Below are 17515 nucleotides of genomic sequence, written 5' to 3'. Positions count from 1 at the left end.
CGCCTAACTCAGCCCTTGCCCTGGATATCGGCGTGGTCGACGCCAAGGGCGGGGAGATCGGCGCGCTGATCGTTTGGGCGGAACGGTAGGCGCAGCGCGCCCCGCGATCGTGTCCCATGATGCCGAACTGGTCGTAGCCCAGATGTCGCATGACCCCGAGCTGGTCACGACCGATCGCGCGCATACTGCAGGGCTCGTGATCGGCGGTCCGGTCTGGTCGGTCACGGTTCGCGGCGTAGCGGCGAGAGGAGGATCGGCACCCAGCTCACCCCCTGGATCAAGGCGCCCAGCCACATCGGAGCCCGCACCCCCCACAGCTCCCCGAGCACCCCGGCGAGCAGTCCGCCGAGTCCGACCGCGCCCATCAGGAGCAGGCGCATCGTGGCCGTCATCCGGCCCAGCATGTCGTCGGGCGTGACGCGCTGCCGCAGGCTGACGAGCAGCACGTTGTTGAGCCCGGTCCGGAACGTCAGCACGAACCACGCCGCCGTCGCCGCCCACAGCCACGGCCCGCGGTCCAGGAACGGGATCACGAACGCCGGCGGCGAGGTGACCAGACCGACCACCCACACGGCCCGGCCGGTGCCGAGCCGGCGGCCGATCAGGTGCGCGGCGGACGATCCCGCGAGCACGCCGAGGCCGCCGGCCGCCAGGTAGACCCCGAGCACCCATTCCGGCAGCCCGAGCCGATCCACGATGAGCACAGGCAGCAGGACCGAGCAGAGGGGGTACGCCAGGTTGGTCATCGAGCCCTGAAGCAGGGCCGCGGTGAGCACCGGATTGCCGAACACGAAGCGCACGCCGGCCGAGATCTGCCGCCGGACGGGCGGGCGCGGTGTGTCGGGTGCCGCCTGGACCGGCTCCCGGACGCGACGCAGCCAGGCGGCCGACCACAGGTAGCTGAGCGCGTCGAGCAGGATGGCCACGGGCGCTCCGGCCGCCTGCACCAGCACGCCCGCCAGGCTGCGTCCCGCCACGTCCATGCCCGAGTTCGTGCCCACGAGCAGCGAGTTGGCAGATGTCAGCCGGTCCCGCCCGACGATGCCCGGCACGAGGCTGAACGAGGCCACGTCGAAGAACAGCGTTCCGGCGCCGACCAGCATGGCCACCAGATAGAGCTGCGCCATGGACAGCCATCCCGCCCACCAGGCGACCGGCACGGACAGCAGGACGAGCGCCCGCGCCAGGTCGGTGGCCAGCATCACGGGACGCCGCCTGACCCGGTCCACCCAGGCGCCGGCGGGCAATCCGAGAACGAGCACCGTGAGCGTGCTCAGCGCGCTCAGCAGGCCGACCTCGGCGGGGCCCGCGCTCAGCGCGGTGACCGCGAGCAGGGGCAGCGCCACGTAGCTGATCTGGCTGCCCGCCTGGCTGATCGCGCCCGCGATGTAGAGGTTACGGAAGTTGGGAAGCCGCAGCAGGGGAGTTTCCACTTGTGTTGCCGTCATGCCGCAAAGATGCTGATATTTCGCGCAAAGGGCCATCGATTAAGTGAGAAGCGAATCCATGACGCTGGAGCTGACGTTCACCACCCGCGACATCGCCAACATCCGCTTCGCCATCTCCCCGCTCGGCGAGGTCGTCGCGAGCGTCCGCGTCGTGAAGAACCCCGCGGCGCACCCGCTGCTGCGTCCCTGGGTGGAGCAGGTACGGCGGCGCCTCGCGGACGTGGACTGGCGCCTGCTGTCGGACCTCGTGCCGGTGCCCACGATCTCGATCGCCGGCTTCACCTGCACCCCGCCCGCCACCTCCATCCCCGACCTGGAACTGGAGCTGGCCACGATGCGGGCCGCGGCCGACCGGGTCCGCACCGACCTGGACGACGCCGGTACCCCCCGCACCAAGCGCGTCGAGGCCCTCTACGCCGACCCCGGCAAGGGCCTGGAACGCCTGGCGCAGGAGGTGGAGAACTACTGGGAGGCGGCCATCGCCCCGTACTGGCCACGGATCAGGTCCCTGCTCGAAGGGGAGATCCTCTACCGTGCCAAGCTCCTGGCGGAGGGTGGCGCGCAGCGCATGCTGACCGACCTCGACCCGAGCGTGACCTGGCACGACGGCACGCTGCGGGTGGAACACCGCTACGTGTCGGGGACCCGTTCACTGCGCGGTCTCGGGCTGTTGCTCGTGCCCTGCGTGTTCGTCTGGCCGCGCGTCCTCTCCGTCACGACCCCGCCGTACCAGCCCACGGTCCGCTACTCGCCGCGCGGCATCGGCACGCTCTGGGAGCGTCGCGGACTGGAGCCGCCGCGGGCCTTGGCCGCCGTGCTCGGCAGGACGCGGGCACGTCTGCTGGCCGAGCTGGACCAGCCCGCCTCCACCCGCGACCTGGCCCTGCGTGTCGGGCTCTCCGAGCCCGGCGTCAACCAGCACCTCACCGCGCTGCGTGACGCCGGCTTGTGCACCGCGCACCGCACCGGGCGGTACATCCTCTACGCCCGTACGACGACGGCCGAAGCTTTGCTGGGGGGCGGCCAGGTCGACGAGACGTCCTCGCCCGGGCCGGGCTCCCGCACTCGACCCGCCGGCTGACCCCGCCTCCCGGCCGCCCCTGAACGTCTCCCGGTCAGGCGACCCAGTGCGCCGAGGCGAGGGAGCGGACCGCGTCCTCGTCCACCTCGACGCCGAGGCCCGGTCCCGTGGGCACCAGGGCCGTGCCGTCGACGACCTCCACCGTGCTGTCCCCGACGTAGGCCGAGTGGACGAACTGCCGCCCGTTGAGATCGACGGGGGTGTCCACGCCGAACGCGGCGAACAGGTGCAGCGAAGCGGCGAACCCGAGATCGGTGTCGGTCAGCCCCGACCCCATGATGCGCAGCCCCGCGTCCTCGGCGAGCTGGCAGAGCCGCCGCGAGAGCGTGAGCCCGCCGGAACGCTGCACCTTGGCGATCGCGATGTCCACCGCGTCGAGCTTCACGAACGTGGCCATGTCGGAGGGGTGGCGCAGGCTCTCGTCCAGCGCGACCGGAAGCGGGCTGTGGTCGCGCAGCCGGCGCAGGCCGGTGATGTCGTTCGCGGGCAGCGGCTGCTCGAACGCCGACACGTCGAGGTCGACCAGCCTGCGCGCCATGCGCAGCGCGCCGTCCACGGTGTAGGCCTGGTTCGCGTCCACCCAGATTGGCGCGTCCGGCGCCGCCTCCCGGACCGCCGCCACGACCGAGACGTCCGTCGCCTCGTCGTGCAGGCCCACCTTCACCTTGTACGCCTGGTAGCCCTGCGCCCGCCCTTCCTCGACGGCCTGCCGCACCTCGGCGGGGGTCTGACCGGCCACGATCCAGCCGAGCTTGATCCGGTCGAGGCGGCGCTGGCCCCAGAGCACACCGACGGAGACGCCGAGGGTCCGGCCGATCAGGTCGTGCAGCGCGATGTCGAGCGCGGACTTGGCGATGGGAGAACCGATCGTCAGGCCACGGTTGATCACCTTCTCGTAGGCCGCGCAGGCGCCGTCCAGATCCCACGCCGACCGTCCGATCAGCGCGGGGGCGAGGTAGCCGTGGATCGTCGTCGAGATCGACTCCACGGTCTCGTACGTCCAGGAGGGCGTCGGGGTCGCCTCACCCCAGCCGGTCCGGTCGCCGGCCGTGACCTTGACCAGCACCCGTTCCGTGGGCTTGCCCGCCGTGGTGACGCTTCCTCCGGAAATGCTGAACGACCGGATGGACGGCAATTCCACGACGAACGTTTCCACCCGCTCGACGACCAGCGACTCCATGATTCTCCCGTCGGAATGAATTCATGCTTATTTAGCTGCCGTAATGCCCCGAACCTAGCATGTTGGAATTGTTCGGCGAATTAACGGAATGAATTCACGTCATTTCCGGAGCGGGCGTGGGACGGCTGGTTGAGCGTCCGCGAGCAGTACAGAGCGGGCCGGCCCGTGGAGGTCAGGAGCCTCCGCGTGGGACCGCCACGCCGGATTCGTAGGCGAGGACCACGAGCTGGGCGCGGTCACGCGCATGGAGCTTGGTCATGGCCCGGTTGATATGGGTTTTCGCGGTCAATGAGCTGATCACCATGCGGTCGGCGATCTGGTCGTTGGACAGGCCCTGCGCGACCAGGGCGACGGCCTCGCGTTCGCGGTTGGTCAGCTCTTTCAGCCCCGTGCCGGCATCGGCGTGGAGCGGCTGGGTGATGTACCGGTTGATCAGCTTGCGGGTGATCGACGGTGCGAGCAGGGCGTCACCGCGCGCGGCGACGCGTACGGCGTGCAGGAAGTCCTCCGGCACGATGTCCTTGACGAGGAATCCGGCCGCGCCGGCGCGCAGCGCGTTGAAGACGTGTTCGTCCAAGCCGTAGTTCGTCAGGATGACGACGTGCACTCCGGCCAGGGCCGGGTCCGCGGCGATGCGCCGGGTCGCCTCGATGCCGTCGACGACGGGCATCTGGATGTCGATGAGCGCGATGTCGGGCAGGTGTTCCCTGGCCAGAGCCAGGCACTCCTTCCCGTCGGAGGCCTCGGCCACCACCTCGATGTCGTCCTCGAGGTCGAGGAGCGCGCGGAATCCGCTGCGGATGAGCGGCTGGTCGTCGACCAGCAGGACACGGATCATGACGTACGGTCCACGGGGAGCTCGGCCTGTACGGTGAAGCCGCCCTCGTCGCGGGGTTCGGCGCGCAGGTGCCCGCCGAGGGCCGTGACGCGTTCGCGCATCCCGAGCAGTCCGATGCCCGGCATCGGGGCGCTGCCCGGCGCGGCCGTGCCGTCGTCGTCGACGCGTACGGCGAGGGCGTCCGCACGGTAGTCGATCCGGACCGAGGCCGTGGTGGCGGCGGCGTGACGGGCGACGTTGGTGAGCGACTCCTGAACGATGCGATAGGCGGTCCGGTCCACCGCGGCCGGCACGTCGCACCGCTGCCCTTCGACCGTCAGCGTCGTGTCCAGTCCGCTCGTTCGGGCCCGCTTCAGTAGTTCCGGTACGTGGTCGAGGCCATGCGGCGGGGTCGTGTCGTCGTCGCGTAGGGCCTCCAGGGTCGCCCGCAGCTCCCGCGTCGCCTCCCGAGAGGCCTCCTGGATCGCCAGCAGCGCCTCCGGCACCTGCTCGCCCCGCTTGCGGGCCACATGGACGGCGACCTCGGCCTGCACCTTGATGACCGAGATCTGGTGGGTGAGCGAATCGTGCAGCTCTCGTGCGATGTGCAGCCGCTCCTCGTCGGCGCGGCGCCGCGCGGTCTCCTCCCGGGTGCGCTCGGCCTCGTCCGCCCGCTGCTCGGCCTGCCGCAGCGCTTCGCCCGCGGCACCGGCCGCGATCAGCCAGGCTATTTCGAGGGCGCCCCGGGCCTGCGCGAACGCCTCGCCGGTGTCGTGCAAGCCCGAGGCGAGGGCCGCGAGCGGGAGAGCGAGCAGCATGGTCACGCTCGCCGCCACCGTGACGGTGCGATGCCCCGCCCGCACGGCCGCGTACACCGCGAACAGGTACGCGACGGCGGGCGCGTCGAAACCGGCCGCCTGGTAACCCACCGCACACAGCCCGGTGGCGGCCAGGACGAGAACCGGAGTCCGGCGGCGCGCGGCCAGTGCCAGACCGCCGGCCGTCAGGAGCGCGTAGCCGGGCAGCTCGAGGTAGGTGGCGGAGTGCTGCTTGGACAGCCCGGTGACGAGCAGCGTCGCCGCCACGCCGACGGCGATCGCCCAATCCATGACACGCGCCGGGACACCGGACCGTCCTGTGCTCATGCGCGCACCTTAGCGGGATGTTCGCGCGGCCAACTCCTGCGCGCGGACGATCGGCCGCTACCGCGCTCGCAGTATCTTCGCGGCTCCTGCGGCGTCCGCGGCAGCGCGAATTGCCCGCGTCAGCAGGACGACCGGCGACGGTGCCGGCGGACATGATCGGCGAGGTCCAGTCGTAAGAGAAGCAGTCGTAAGAGAAGAAGGAGCACCGCATGTCCGTCCGTCCCCCGCTTGCCACCCTGCTCGGAGGTTTCGGGTTCGCCGGACCGGCGGCCGCGCACGTCTTGGTCCAGTCGGCCGACGTCGATGCCTACACCTTGACCGCCGGGCGTCTCTGGTCCTTGGGCGGCGCGCTGCTGGGGCTGGTCGGCGTGGTCATCGGCGGGCTGGCTCTGGCCCGCTCCACCGGTCGCATCGGCACCGGCGACGGGAGACGCGGGGCCGTCGTGGCCGTGGGGGCGGGACTGGCCGGCCTGGTCATCGGCGGGGTTATCGTGGCCGCCGCCAAAGGCGGCCCCGGCACCGGCTACGGAATAGTCGGAGGCTTCGTCGCCCTGGTGGTGGGGCTGATCGCCGTGGTTCTCGGCGGGCTCGTTCTGGCCCGCGCCCGCCGCACCGGCTGACCGGCTGACGGTTGGCGTCCACCGCCCGCCGCCGGTTGGCTGGAACGCATGCCGGGATCAATCGTTCGTCTCTATCGTTATCGGGGCGACGAGACGCCGGTCACGGCGGCCGGGAACAGCCGGGCCGCCGTGACGTCGGGCAACCGTCAGGACTGGGGGACCTTGGAGGTGAACTCGGTGGTGAAGGTCTTGGACAGGTCGATCTGGTCCTTCTTGGCCTTCACGTCGGGACTGAACGCCGACAGCACCTCCAGCACGTTCTTCGGGCCGTCGTCGGGCATGATGCCGTCGTCGGTGAACATGCCCTTGGAGTCGTTGACCGCCTTGACGTACAGCGTCTCGTCGGCGCCCTTGAACTCGGCGGGCATCTTGTCGGCGATCTCCTGCGCGGAATGCGCGTTGATCCACCGAAGCGTGCGCACGAACGCGTTGGCCAGCTTCTGCGCGATCTCCTTGTGCCCGTCGACCCACTCGCAGGTCATGTACAGCGAGCTCGCCGGGTAGAGGCCGCCGAGCGCGGCCCGGGTGCCCTCCTTGGTGCGCATGTCGATGAACACCTTGCCCTTGCCGGTGGTCACGAGCTGCGCGGCGGTGGGGTCGGTGGTCATGCCCGCGTCGATGCCGCCGTTCTCGATGGCGGAGATGAAGGTGGCGCCCGCCCCGGCCTTCACCCGCGTGTACGACTCGGGCGCCACGCCGTGCTTGACCGCGAGGTACTGGGTCAGGAAGTCGGTGGACGACCCGGGGCTGGTGATGCCGAGCTTCTTGCCGGCGAAGTCCTGGGGCCCGGTGATGGCGTCCGCCTTGTCCGCGGCGACGATCTCCACCTCGCCGGGGACGTCGGCGAACTGGACGACGCTCTTCACGCACTTCCCCTTGGCCTGCAGGTCGACGGAGTGGTCGTAGAAGCCGACGACGCCGTGGACGTCGCCGGACAGCATCACGTTCTCGGCCTGTGCTCCGGCGGGCTCGGTGAGCAGCTGGACGTTCAGGCCCTCCTGGGTGAAGTTGCCGAGCTGCTCGCTCAGCTTGGCCGGCAGGTAGATGACCTTGTCGATGCCGCCGACCATGATCTTGACTTGCTCGGAGGCCGACGGTGCCGACCCGCTGCAGCCGGTCGCGCCGGCGAGGACGAGACCGGCGGCGGAGAGCGCGAGGTGCTTCTTCATGTGGGGGGTCGCCTTTCGGGTGGTTCAGATCTGCACGTCGTGGGAGCCGGAGGCGGCGGGCCGCCAGCGGAGGAGGCGGCGTTCGAGCAGCGTCAGCAGCCACTCGGCCACCAGCGCGATCAGCGTGATGATGATCATTCCGGCGTAGATGCCGGCCGAGTCGAACGTGCCCTGCGCGTTGTTGATCAGCAGGCCGAGGCCCTTGTCGGCGCCCGAGTACTCGCCGACGACGGCGCCGATGATGGCGAAGCCGAACGCCGAGTGGAGCGAGGCGAGGATCCACGAGGTGGCGCTCGGCACCACGATCGTCCAGAGGATCTGCGCGCGGCCCGCGCCGAGGATCCTGGCGTTGTTGACCAGGCCCCGGTCGACCTCTCTCGCCCCCTGGAAGGCGTTGAAGAACACCGCGAAGAACACCAGGATGAACGCGGTCGCGATCTTGGAGGACATGCCGAGCCCGAACCAGATCACGAACAGCGAGGCGAGCACGATGCGGGGGATCGCGTTGGCGGCCTTGATGAACGGGGCGAGGACGTCGGCGACGAACCGGCTGCGCCCGAGGACGATGCCGAGCAGCACGCCCGCGACGCCGCCGAGAGCGAACCCGGCGACGGCCTCCTGAAGCGTGTACGAGATCTGCGTCCAGATGGATCCGAAGGCGGTCGTCTGCGTGAACCAGTCGACGAGTTTCCCCCCGATCGCCGACGGCTTGGAGTAGTAGAAGGGGTCGATCAGGTACGTGGCCGACAACTCCCACGAGCCGAGCCAGACGGCGACGAGCAGCAGCCGTACGCCGGTGACGGCCAGCTTCCTGCGCCGGACGGCGGCACGGGCCGACGACACGGCGAGATCCTCGTCGGTGGGCGCGGCGGCGCCGGGCAGGGCGACGTCATGCGACACGGCCGGACATCCTCTCCCTGGTGATCTGGACCTCTTCGCGGAGGGACTCCCACACCTCGCGGTAGACGTCGAGGAAGTCGGAGGTCAGCCGGATCTCCTCCGCGTCGCGCGGGCGCGGCAGCCGTACGTCGAAGACCTGCTTGACCGTCGCGGGCCCCGCGGTCATCACGGCGACCCGGTCGGCGAGGACCAGCGCCTCCTCCAGGTCGTGTGTGACGAAGACGACCGCGGCGCCGGTGCCGGACCACAGCCGCAGCAGCTCGGCCTGCATCAGCCCGCGTGTCTGCACGTCCAGGGCCGAGAACGGCTCGTCCATCAGCAGGATCCGCGGTTCGTTGACGAGGGTCTGGGCGAGCGCGACGCGCTTGCGCATGCCGCCGGACAGCTGGTGCGGGTAGTAGTCCTCGAATCCGCCGAGGCCGACCCGGCCGACCCAGTCGCGGGCGCGGTCGCGGGCGTCGGACGTGGTGGCGCCGCGGTAGCGCGGCCCGAGGGTCACGTTGTCCAGCACGGTGCGCCACGGCAACACGGCGTCGGCCTGGAACATGTACCCGACGCCCTCGGGGATGCCGGTCACCTCCCGGCCGTTCACGGCGACGCGGCCGTGCGAGGGCGGCTCCAGCCCGGAGACGAGGGAGAGGGTGGTGGACTTGCCGCACCCGGTGGGACCGACGACGGCGACGAACTCGCCCGCCGCGACGGTGAGGTCCAGATCGCGTACGGCGGTGTGAACGCCGCCCGACGCGGACCGGAACCGTTTCGTCGCGCCGACGAGTTCGATCACCGGCACAGTTTCGGATGTCATGGCCGGGACCGTACGGAGCGGCCGGGACGCGGTGAACCCTTGCGCAGCTAAGCCGCGCAAGTCATCTTTCGCGCTGTTAACCGCGATTGCCGGGGTTTTGCGCTTTATCCGCACGGTCCTTTCGCGCCTCACCTCGGCTAACGTGCACGCGTGCGCTCGCTCCGTTTCGCCCATCAGGTGCTCGCGCTGCAGATCGTCGTCGTCATGCTGGTCGCGGGCTCCGGCTTCGCGCTGGCCGCGTGGCTCATGCGCGATGAGCTGACCGTCCAGTACGGCGAGCGCGCGGTGTCGGTGGCCCGGGCGCTGGCCGCCGACCCCTCCGTCGCGGTCGCCGCGGCGCTGGACGACCCCGCGCACCTGATCCAGCCGAGGGCGGAGGCGGTGCGGGCGGCCACCGGAGCGCTGTTCGTGGTCGTCACCGACCGGCGCGGCATCCGCCTGTCGCACCCGCGCACCGAGCTGATCGGCAGGCGGGTCAGCACCGACCCGTCGGGGCCGCTGTCCGGGCGCGACGTGGTGACGGTCGAGCAGGGGACGCTCGGCCTGTCGGCGCGGGGCAAGGTGCCGTTGCGGACGCCGGACGGCCGGATCGTCGGCGAGGTCAGCGTGGGCTTCGCCGTCCAGCAGATCCACGTGCGCGTGGGACGGGTCCTCGTGCTGGCCGCCCTTTTCACCGGGGCGGCGCTGCTGCTCGGGGTGGTCGGCTCGGCCGCGATCGGTCACCGCCTGCGCCGCCAGACGCTGGGGTTGGAGCCGTCCGAGCTCGGAGAGCTCATCTCGCAGCGCGAGGCGGTGCTGCACGGCATCGGTGAGGGCGTGCTCGCGGTGGACGCCGACGGCCGGGTCACCGTGTGCAACGCCGAGGCGGTCAGGCTCCTCGGGCTGGGGGAGGAGTCACCGGAGGTCCTGGGCCGGCCCTTCCGTGATCTGCCGCTGCCGCCCCGGCTGCAGGCCGCGCTCGGCGGCGCGGACGAGGCCGCCAGCCAGCTCGTCGTCGCGGACGACCGCGTGCTCGTGGTCGGGCGGCGGCAGGTGCGCAGGGAGGGCCGGGAGCTCGGCACCGTCCTGACCCTGCGCGACCGCACCGACCTTGAGAAGCTCACCCGGGAGCTGCACGCGGAACGCGACCTGCTCGACGCGCTCAGGGCGCAGCGGCACGAGCACGCCAACCGGCTGCACACCGTCGCCGGCCTGCTGCAACTCGGCCATCACGAGCAGGCCGCCGACTACCTGCACATGCTCACGGTGGAGCCGCTCGCCGCGGTCCCCGGCGCGGCCGGGGACGTCATCACCGACCCGCACCTGCTGGCCTTCCTCGCGGCCAAGGCCGCCGTCGCGGCGGAGCGCGGCATCCGCTTCATCGTGGCGCCGGGGAGCTGGGCGCCCGGCGAGATCGTCAGCCCTCTGGACGTGACGACGGTCGTCGGGAACCTGGTCGACAACGCGCTCGAGGCGGCCCAGGAGGGGCCCGACCGGCCGGCGCACGTCGAGGTGGAGCTGCTCCGCGACGGCGCCGACCTGCACGTCACGGTGACGGACTCCGGGGAGGGCGTCCCGCCGGAGCTCGCCGAGGCGGTGTTCGAGGACGGCTTCACCACCAAGAGCGGAGATCGGCCGCGCGGACTCGGCCTGGCGCTGGCGCGTCAGGTCGCCCGGGCCCGCGGCGGAGACATCGTCCTCGGTCACGGAGCCGTCGTGACCGTGGGGGAGACGGAGCGCGCCGACGCGGCGCGGCCGTCCGAGCCGCCCGGCCGCACGCCCCGGTCCGAACGGGATGGCACCATGTTCCTCGCTCGTCTGCCGGGGGTCCTGAGTTGATCGATGTGCTCGTGGTCGACGACGACTTCCGCGTGGCCCAGGTCCACGCCGGGTTCGTCGAGCTCGTCCCCGGGTTCCGGGTGGCGGGGCAGGCCCACACCGCCGCGGCGGCGTCAGAGCTGGCCGCCCGGCTCCGCCCCGACCTCGTCCTGCTGGACGTCTATCTCCCCGACGGGTCCGGGCTGGACCTGATCCGGGAGCTGTCCGCCGACGTCATCGTGCTGACCGCGGCCGACGACGCCGCCTCCGTGCGCGCCGCCCTCTCCAGGGGAGCCCTGCACTATGTGATCAAGCCCTTCGGCGCGCAGGACCTGGGCAACCGGCTCAGGGGGTACGCGCGCTACCGCCGCCTGCTGGGCTCGTCGACGGGCATGAACCAGTCGTCCATCGACGAGGCGATGCGCGCGCTGCACCGCGTCGACCAGGCCCCCGCGCGCGGGCCGAAGGGGCACTCCCCGGTCACCGTCCGCCTGATCGCCGACATCCTGCAGGCCAGCGAGAACCCGCTGTCGGCGGCGGAGATCGCCGCCCGCATCGGCGTCTCGCGGGCCACCGCGCAGCGGTACCTCGCGGGCCTCACCGAGTCCGGACGGGTCGCCATGACGCTCAGGTACGGCGCGACCGGCCGCCCCGAGCACCTCTACACCTGGTGCTGACCCCGAGGCGGACGTGCCCGACCGGTTTGGCGCTGGCGCTGACCGGCCGGGGCAGCGAATTACGGTGCCCAACCATCACGCTCGGGGCGCGGCGGTGTCTGGACTGAGGAGCGAGTGGGGAGCGAGGGACGAGTGACTCCGAGCGACGAGGGAAGACATCGACTGAGGGCGCCCCGAGCCGCGCGAGCGGAGCGAGCGCAATCAGAACGCGTCGAACACGATGACCTGCCGGATGACCGTCCCGTCGGCGAGCTGGTCCATCGCCTCGTTCACGTCGGAGAGCCGGATCCGCGCCGACACCAGCGCCTCGACCGGGAGCCTGCCCTCGCGCCACATCCGGACGAAGACCGGGATGTCGCGGGCGGGAACCGCCGAGCCGAGGTAGCTTCCGACGATGGTCCGGCCCTCCGCCACCAGCCCGAGCGGCGAGATCGACGACCGCGCGTCGGGCGCCGGGAGCCCGACGGTGACGGTACGGCCGCCGGGAGCGGTCGCGGCGACGGCGGCCTCGAAGGCCCGCACGTTCCCGGCCGCTTCGATCACGATCGGCGCCCTGATCCCGGACGCGGCCAGCTCGGCCGGGCGGTACGTCGCGTGCGCGCCCAGCCTCCGCGCGGCGGCGAGCTTGTCCGGGTTGCCGTCGACCCCGATGACCGTGACGCCGTCCACGGCGAGGGCGGTGATCAGCGCGGCCATGCCGACCCCGCCGAGCCCGACGACCGTCACCGTCTGGCCCGGGGCGGGCCGGCCGGCGTTGACCGCGCCGCCGCCGGTCAGGACGGCGCAGCCGAGGACCGCGGCGACCTCGGGAGGGACGTCGTCGTCCACCGGGACGACCGAGTGCCGGTCGACGACGGCGTGGGTGGCGAAGCCGGAGACCCCGAGGTGGTGCAGGACCGGCGCGCCGTCACGGCGCAGGCGGACGCCGCGCGACAGCAGCGTCCCCGCGTTGTTCGCCGCGCTGCCGCGGACGCACGGTGTCACCCCGTCGGTGGCGCAGCCCTCGCAGGCGCCGCAGCGCGGCAGGAAGGTCATGACGACCCGCTGTCCGGCCTCGATGTCGTCGACGCCGGGGCCGGCCCGCTCCACCCGACCGGCCGCCTCGTGGCCCAGGAGCATGGGGACGGGCCGCACCCGTGTTCCGTCGACGACGGACAGGTCCGAGTGGCAGACGCCCGCGGCCTCGATCCGGACCAGGACCTCGCCGGGTCCGGGCGGGGCCAGTTCCAGCTCGCAGATCGACAGCGGCCGGGAGGCGGCATAGGGGCGGGCCCGGCCGACCTCCTCCAGAACGGCTCCGCGGATCCTCATAATCTCATCTCTCCAGGGGGGTTTCCGGGGGATTGTGTTCGGCGGCGCCTCGCCGGGACGCCGGGGAAACACGGGCCGGCCGGCTACGTCGCGGAGGCCCGATGGTTGGCGAGCAGGACGCCGGCGGCGCCGAGGGCCAGCCCGGCGACGGCGAGCGGGTGCAGCGTCTGGCCGACGATCAGCCAGGCCAGCACCGCCGTCACCGAGGGGGTCAGGAAGAACAGGGTGCTCACGCGGCCGGCGGACCAGCGGAGCAGCATCGTGTTGAGCAGGATGAACGCCGCGATGGAGTTCACCACGACCATCCAGGCGACCGATCCGCCGAAGGCCGCCCAGTCCGACACCCGCGGGGTTTCCAGCGCGACGCACGCCAACCCGACCGCCGGGGCGCTGGCCAGCAGTTGCACGGCGGTCCCGGTGCGGACGTCCATGACCGGGACGAAGCGCTTCTGGTAGAGGGTGCCGGCGCTCAGCCCGGACAGCCCGACCAGGCACAGCGCCACGCCCCAGGCGGAGAGGCTCACCCGGTCGGCGACCGCGAGGACCACACCCGCCGCGCCGAGGACGAAGCCGAGAGCCTGCCGCCGGGAGACCGTCTCGCCGAGGAACCGGGAGGCCAGCACGACGACGACCGGGCTGAGCCCCTGCACGAGTGAGATGACGGCGGCGGGGAAGCCCATGCCGAGCGCGGTGTAGAAGGCGCCGAACTGCACGGCCTGGATCAGCAGGCCCGAGACGGCGATGTGCGCCAGGGCCCGGCCGCGCGGCCACGGCGCCCGGGTGATCAGCGCGTACGCGGTGAGCAGCGCTCCGGCCAGGGCGAAGCGCGCGAACATCAGGAGCAGCGGCGGAGCGGCTGTGACCCCCGGGATGCCGGCGATGAACGCGCTGCTCCACAGCACGACGAACACGGGTGGCGCGACCGCCATCAGCCGCGTGCCGCCGCCCGCCCGCGCCGCCGCGCCGGACGCCGTCTCGCCCGGCCCGCCTGCCGGTACGGGCGGCTCGCCGGGAACCGGCGGCGACGGTGTCCCCGGTCGCGGACCGGACAGGTCCGGTGTCACCGGTGTCATCGAATCTCCTTGAGCCTGAGGACCCCGCCTTTGGGCGTGGGGAGGCGACGCGGACGCACGACGCGGGCGGGTGCGGTACGTGACACCCGCCGGGGCGGGCGGGGAGGTGGTTCAGGAGGCGCGCAGGGCCGACCGGCGCAGCTCCCACAGGTTCTCGTCCGACGTGCAGACCCCGGCGGCGCCGTGGCCGAGCGCCGCGACCACGTCCGCCGGGCTCTGGACGAACCCGGCGGCCAGGTAGGGCACCCCCAGCTCCTTGGCCTGCCGTTCCACGTAGGGCAGCACGACCGCCGGCATGAGCTGGACCAGGTCCGGATGGGACCGGGCGATGGACTGGAGGCTGCGGTGCAGGTTGGAGCGGTCGGTCACGAACACCTTCTGCATGGACAGCAGGCCCAGGCCGGTCGCCCGCTCGATGATCGCCGCTCGGGTGGAGCAGATCCCGACCGCCCCGATGCCCTTGAGGTAGGTCAGGGCGCCGGGGTCGTGGCCCAGGCCGGGCGTCGAGTCCATGTTGACGAACACGATCTTGCCGGCCGCGGCCGTCCGCCGGACCGTCGCCTCCAGGTCGCCGAGCGGGGTCGAGGTCGTGGTGAACCGGTCCGCCATCTCGACACCGACCAGCGACGCCATAACCGGATGCTCCGCAAGCGCGGCCAGCAGCCGCCGATCAACGGGACGTTTCGGACGAATGGTCACCGATCCACCTTATTCGTTAGCGCTGCTCGTACGGTCCGGCCCCGAAACGGCTGGGCAGCCCCAGCTTCCCGGGGTTCATGATCCCGGCCGGGTCGAGTGCCTGCTTCACCGCCACCAGGGTGGCGAAGCCGCCACCCAGCGCGCGCTCCATGTACGGCGAGCGCAGCAGGCCGACGCCGTGGTGGTGGCTGATCGCCGCGCCGTGCCGGATGAGCACCGCGTTCGCGGCGTCCCACGCGGCCCGGTACCACTCGCGTCGGCGGGTCCGCTCCACGTCGCCCCGCAGCGAGAAGTAAATGCAGGCGCCGTCGGTGTACGCGTGCGACTGGTGGGCGGAGGCGCGCAGCGTCCCCGGCACCGCCTCGATGGCCGCGACCACCTCGTCGTAGATCGCCGAAAGGGACGACCAGGGGGCGGCGATCTCGCAGGTGTCCGCGACGAAGCCGGGGCCCTTGGCGAAGCCGTCGCCGGACTTGCCGACGAGCATCCGCTCGTCCAGCCAGCGGGCGAGCACCGCCTGGCCGTCGAGCGTCACCGGCGCCCGCTCCGCGCAGACCTCCTCGACCACGGCCATGGCGGCGTCCACCAGCGCCGGGTCCCCCTCGTCGGCGATGAGCAGCAGGTTGGTGCCCGGCTCGCCGAAGTGGGTGCCGCTCTCGTGCGCGTCGTACATAGCTGCTTGACCATGGGGGACAGGCCGGCGCCCAGCGCCGCGTTGGAGTAGGCGTCCAGGAACAGGCCCGCCAGGGCGAGGAACCAGATCCAGTTCGCCCGGGGGCTCAGGCGCTTGAGGGTGTCGATGAGGGCGGCGGCGTCTCCCGCGTCGCGGATGACCGTCGCTCTCGTGTTCGCAGGGCTGTCGTGCATGCCCGGCCGCCTTTCGGGGGGTGAGTCCCTTGCCAGCGGTCCAGGAACGACAAAAAGCACAGACGAAGACCACTGACAGGGATGTCTTCGTCTGTGCCTGTCGGTTGACGGGACGTTATTCCCAGCCCGTTCGATATGTCAAGCACCAGGGGGTGGGCGTGACATTTAGGGACATTCACCCTAAAGTCCCCCGTCATGGCTTACGTCGTGCTCGCTATCTGGACCGCGCGTGACGGCGAGGAGAACGCCGTCGCCGACATCATCCGGACCATCACCCCGCTGTCCCGCGCGGAGCCGGGCAACCTCGGCTACGAGGCCCACGTCTGCGCCGACGACCCCCGGCGGTTCATGATCTACGAGCGGTACGTCGACGCCGCCGCCTTCGAGGCGCACCGGGCCTCCGAGCACTTCCAGAAGTACGTCGTCGGCGACTGCCTCGCCCGCCTCGCCTCCCGGGAGGTCACCGCGTACGAACCGCTCGCCCCCTGACCCGGCCTCGCTGTTCGATCTGGAGGAGCCTGGGCCCAGTTCACCCGACATACTCGCTGGGCCGCCCCTCTGAGCGTCCCGGCCGGGCTTGGCAAGTCACGCGAATGTTACTCAACGTGATGTGCGGAACGGTCTCCCGGGGTATGCTTCCTGATGCCGCCCCCTGCGAGGGGGAGAGGAAGTGAGCCCGGGCTTACCGCCGGAATTGACGGGAACCCGGGCTTCGCGTTTTGCGTATCAGTCGCAGATCACGCGCTCGATCAGATGCTCGCCGAGCAGCAGGCTCCTCAAGGTGTCGTCGCCCATCTCAGCTCTGGCGACGATGCCTGCGACGACATCCGGAAGCCAAAGGAGCTCCTCGACCAGGGGGTCGCCCCACTCGACATGCATGTCCTGAGGCAGCGCTTGCTGAGCGCGGAGGGCGTTCACCATGTCGAGGTCCTCTTTGTTGCCTTCGGCGTTCCGCCGTTCCATGAGGACCTGATGTAGGTCAAGAAGCGCCAGCTGCCACAGCAGCCGCTCCAGGCACTTACGCCGGGCTCGTCGCTGCTTCGCCGGCGTGAGTCCGGTACCGATCACGACGACCGTGGTCGGGGACAGGAGGGCGATGGCGCGCGTGATGTGCAAGCGCCGCTTCTGTCCTTCGTCTCGCCAATGCAACCGCGGTTGCTTCGTCAGGAGGAGGTCGCGCAAGGCTGCTCGGTGCTCGGCGATCCGGCTGTCCGGGACGATGACAGCCGCGAGCACGTAAAGACCACCATCGAGACGCATGGACTCGTCTACATACGCCCGCGACTCTTTGGACGCGATCGATTACTCTACGTTCGTCTCTCGGTATGCGTGCGGCGATTCGGGTTCCGGGCGGTCGGTCGGGCTCAGGGGCACCAGTCGTCCTGGTAGTCGGCATGCCAGTCGTACGCGGACGCCTCCAGCTTCAGCAGGTGCTCCGCCTGGGCGTGCTCTTCGACCGACAGGTAGAGCTCGTCGACGAGCACGGACTCCAGGAAATTCACGCGGTTCCGCTTCGCGGCCAGTTCCCGCTCCGCCTTGCGCCAGCCGGGGTCCTTCGCCTCGGCTGACCTGTGGGCCTGGTCCAGATCCTCGGCCAGTCGGGCATGCAGGAACGCGATCAACCCCTCGTGCAAGACACTGCCTGACTGTGCGCGGGACCGGCGTGCCTCGGACATGATCTCGCGGTAGCGGGCGGCGAGGGCGGGCTCGTCGGTGCTCGTGAGTCCCGTCCACGGAGGTCGACGCCGGAGCGCATCCGCGTCGATCGGCTCCTCGTCGCTCATGGATACGGCGGTCCAGAGGAGTTCGGCCGCGAGCAGGGGGCGGTTGCGGACGAGTTCGAGGAGCGTTTCGCGATCCATCGTTGCCATGAAGCAGTAGATTACTTTGGGTAATCGCATGGACGCCGAGGGTGTCGACGTGGCT

18 protein-coding genes are annotated in these 17515 nt (G+C 71.2%); 5 read left to right on the top strand and 13 right to left on the bottom strand.

Annotated elements, in window-relative coordinates; translation table 11 throughout:
• Positions 1–221 precede the first annotated feature (221 nt).
• Complete coding sequence (locus tag AWQ71_RS19515) at positions 222–1448, bottom strand: MFS transporter (protein WP_067135178.1); 1227 nt, start codon at positions 1446–1448, stop codon at positions 222–224.
• Between the two features lie 58 nt (positions 1449–1506).
• Here AWQ71_RS19515 and AWQ71_RS19510 point away from each other — a divergent pair, with 58 nt between their 5' ends.
• Complete coding sequence (locus tag AWQ71_RS19510) at positions 1507–2529, top strand: ArsR/SmtB family transcription factor (RefSeq protein ID WP_067135176.1); 1023 nt, start codon at positions 1507–1509, stop codon at positions 2527–2529.
• Positions 2530–2563: 34 nt separating this feature from the next.
• Here the strand turns inward: AWQ71_RS19510 and AWQ71_RS19505 are convergent, their stop codons facing one another.
• The 3 genes from AWQ71_RS19505 to AWQ71_RS19495 form a co-directional block, all read right to left on the bottom strand.
• Positions 2564–3709 carry a mandelate racemase/muconate lactonizing enzyme family protein gene (locus AWQ71_RS19505; RefSeq protein ID WP_157570441.1) on the bottom strand — a complete coding sequence of 382 codons (1146 nt, stop codon included), beginning with the start codon at positions 3707–3709 and terminating at the stop codon, positions 2564–2566.
• Between the two features lie 172 nt (positions 3710–3881).
• Positions 3882–4547: a response regulator gene (locus tag AWQ71_RS19500; RefSeq protein ID WP_067135172.1), complete on the bottom strand. Its 666-nt coding sequence runs from the start codon at positions 4545–4547 to the stop codon at positions 3882–3884.
• The gene (locus AWQ71_RS19495) at positions 4544–5671 is read right to left on the bottom strand and encodes a sensor histidine kinase (protein ID WP_067135170.1); all 1128 of its coding nucleotides are present in this window, start codon (positions 5669–5671) and stop codon (positions 4544–4546) included. The genes AWQ71_RS19500 and AWQ71_RS19495 overlap by 4 nt, the downstream gene beginning before the upstream one ends.
• Before the next feature lie 209 nt (positions 5672–5880).
• Here AWQ71_RS19495 and AWQ71_RS19490 point away from each other — a divergent pair, with 209 nt between their 5' ends.
• Complete coding sequence (locus tag AWQ71_RS19490; RefSeq protein WP_067135169.1) at positions 5881–6291, top strand: DUF6223 family protein; 411 nt, start codon at positions 5881–5883, stop codon at positions 6289–6291.
• 146 nt (positions 6292–6437) lie between these two features.
• On the opposite strand, the gene AWQ71_RS19485 is transcribed toward AWQ71_RS19490, so the two are convergent.
• Genes AWQ71_RS19485 through AWQ71_RS19475 form a run of 3 tightly spaced genes read right to left on the bottom strand, consistent with a single transcriptional unit; the run spans position 6438 to position 9165 of the window.
• Positions 6438–7460, bottom strand: coding sequence for an ABC transporter substrate-binding protein (locus tag AWQ71_RS19485; RefSeq protein WP_067135167.1), 1023 nt, complete (start codon positions 7458–7460; stop codon positions 6438–6440).
• A 24-nt stretch (positions 7461–7484) separates the two neighbouring features.
• The gene (locus tag AWQ71_RS19480; RefSeq protein WP_067135165.1) at positions 7485–8360 is read right to left on the bottom strand and encodes an ABC transporter permease; all 876 of its coding nucleotides are present in this window, start codon (positions 8358–8360) and stop codon (positions 7485–7487) included.
• Positions 8350–9165: an ABC transporter ATP-binding protein gene (locus AWQ71_RS19475; protein ID WP_067135163.1), complete on the bottom strand. Its 816-nt coding sequence runs from the start codon at positions 9163–9165 to the stop codon at positions 8350–8352. The genes AWQ71_RS19480 and AWQ71_RS19475 overlap by 11 nt, the downstream gene beginning before the upstream one ends.
• Before the next feature lie 150 nt (positions 9166–9315).
• Between AWQ71_RS19475 and AWQ71_RS19470 the strand changes: the two genes are divergently transcribed.
• Together AWQ71_RS19470 and AWQ71_RS19465 are read left to right on the top strand one after the other, a co-directional pair.
• On the top strand, positions 9316–10983 hold the full coding sequence (locus tag AWQ71_RS19470) for a sensor histidine kinase (RefSeq protein WP_218001865.1): 1668 nt from the start codon (positions 9316–9318) through the stop codon (positions 10981–10983).
• A gap of 5 nt (positions 10984–10988) precedes the next feature.
• The gene (locus AWQ71_RS19465) at positions 10989–11639 is read left to right on the top strand and encodes a response regulator (RefSeq protein ID WP_245658368.1); all 651 of its coding nucleotides are present in this window, start codon (positions 10989–10991) and stop codon (positions 11637–11639) included.
• Positions 11640–11840: 201 nt separating this feature from the next.
• Here the strand turns inward: AWQ71_RS19465 and AWQ71_RS19460 are convergent, their stop codons facing one another.
• The 4 genes from AWQ71_RS19460 to AWQ71_RS19445 form a co-directional block, all read right to left on the bottom strand.
• A complete protein-coding gene (locus AWQ71_RS19460) occupies positions 11841–12950 on the bottom strand; it encodes an alcohol dehydrogenase catalytic domain-containing protein (RefSeq protein WP_067135159.1) in 1110 nt (369 codons plus the stop codon).
• An 83-nt stretch (positions 12951–13033) separates the two neighbouring features.
• Positions 13034–14023, bottom strand: coding sequence for a DMT family transporter (locus AWQ71_RS19455; protein ID WP_245658366.1), 990 nt, complete (start codon positions 14021–14023; stop codon positions 13034–13036).
• A gap of 111 nt (positions 14024–14134) precedes the next feature.
• Positions 14135–14722: a glycerol-3-phosphate responsive antiterminator gene (locus AWQ71_RS19450; protein ID WP_067135157.1), complete on the bottom strand. Its 588-nt coding sequence runs from the start codon at positions 14720–14722 to the stop codon at positions 14135–14137.
• A 16-nt stretch (positions 14723–14738) separates the two neighbouring features.
• The gene (locus tag AWQ71_RS19445; protein WP_245658365.1) at positions 14739–15395 is read right to left on the bottom strand and encodes an FAD-linked oxidase C-terminal domain-containing protein; all 657 of its coding nucleotides are present in this window, start codon (positions 15393–15395) and stop codon (positions 14739–14741) included.
• 389 nt (positions 15396–15784) lie between these two features.
• On the opposite strand from AWQ71_RS19445, the gene AWQ71_RS19440 reads away from it, so the two are divergent.
• Entirely contained in the window at positions 15785–16078 is a 294-nt protein-coding gene (locus tag AWQ71_RS19440; protein WP_067135154.1) for a putative quinol monooxygenase, read from the top strand.
• Positions 16079–16315: 237 nt separating this feature from the next.
• Here the strand turns inward: AWQ71_RS19440 and AWQ71_RS19435 are convergent, their stop codons facing one another.
• Both AWQ71_RS19435 and AWQ71_RS19430 read right to left on the bottom strand, forming a co-directional pair.
• Positions 16316–16849: a hypothetical protein gene (locus AWQ71_RS19435; protein WP_067135152.1), complete on the bottom strand. Its 534-nt coding sequence runs from the start codon at positions 16847–16849 to the stop codon at positions 16316–16318.
• A 104-nt stretch (positions 16850–16953) separates the two neighbouring features.
• Entirely contained in the window at positions 16954–17460 is a 507-nt protein-coding gene (locus AWQ71_RS19430) for a hypothetical protein (RefSeq protein WP_157570440.1), read from the bottom strand.
• Positions 17461–17515 lie beyond the last annotated feature (55 nt).

The organism is Microtetraspora malaysiensis, from assembly GCF_001528665.1.
Taxonomy (GTDB): domain Bacteria; phylum Actinomycetota; class Actinomycetes; order Streptosporangiales; family Streptosporangiaceae; genus Microtetraspora_A; species Microtetraspora_A malaysiensis.
This window is presented reverse-complemented; position numbering and strand designations above follow the sequence as displayed.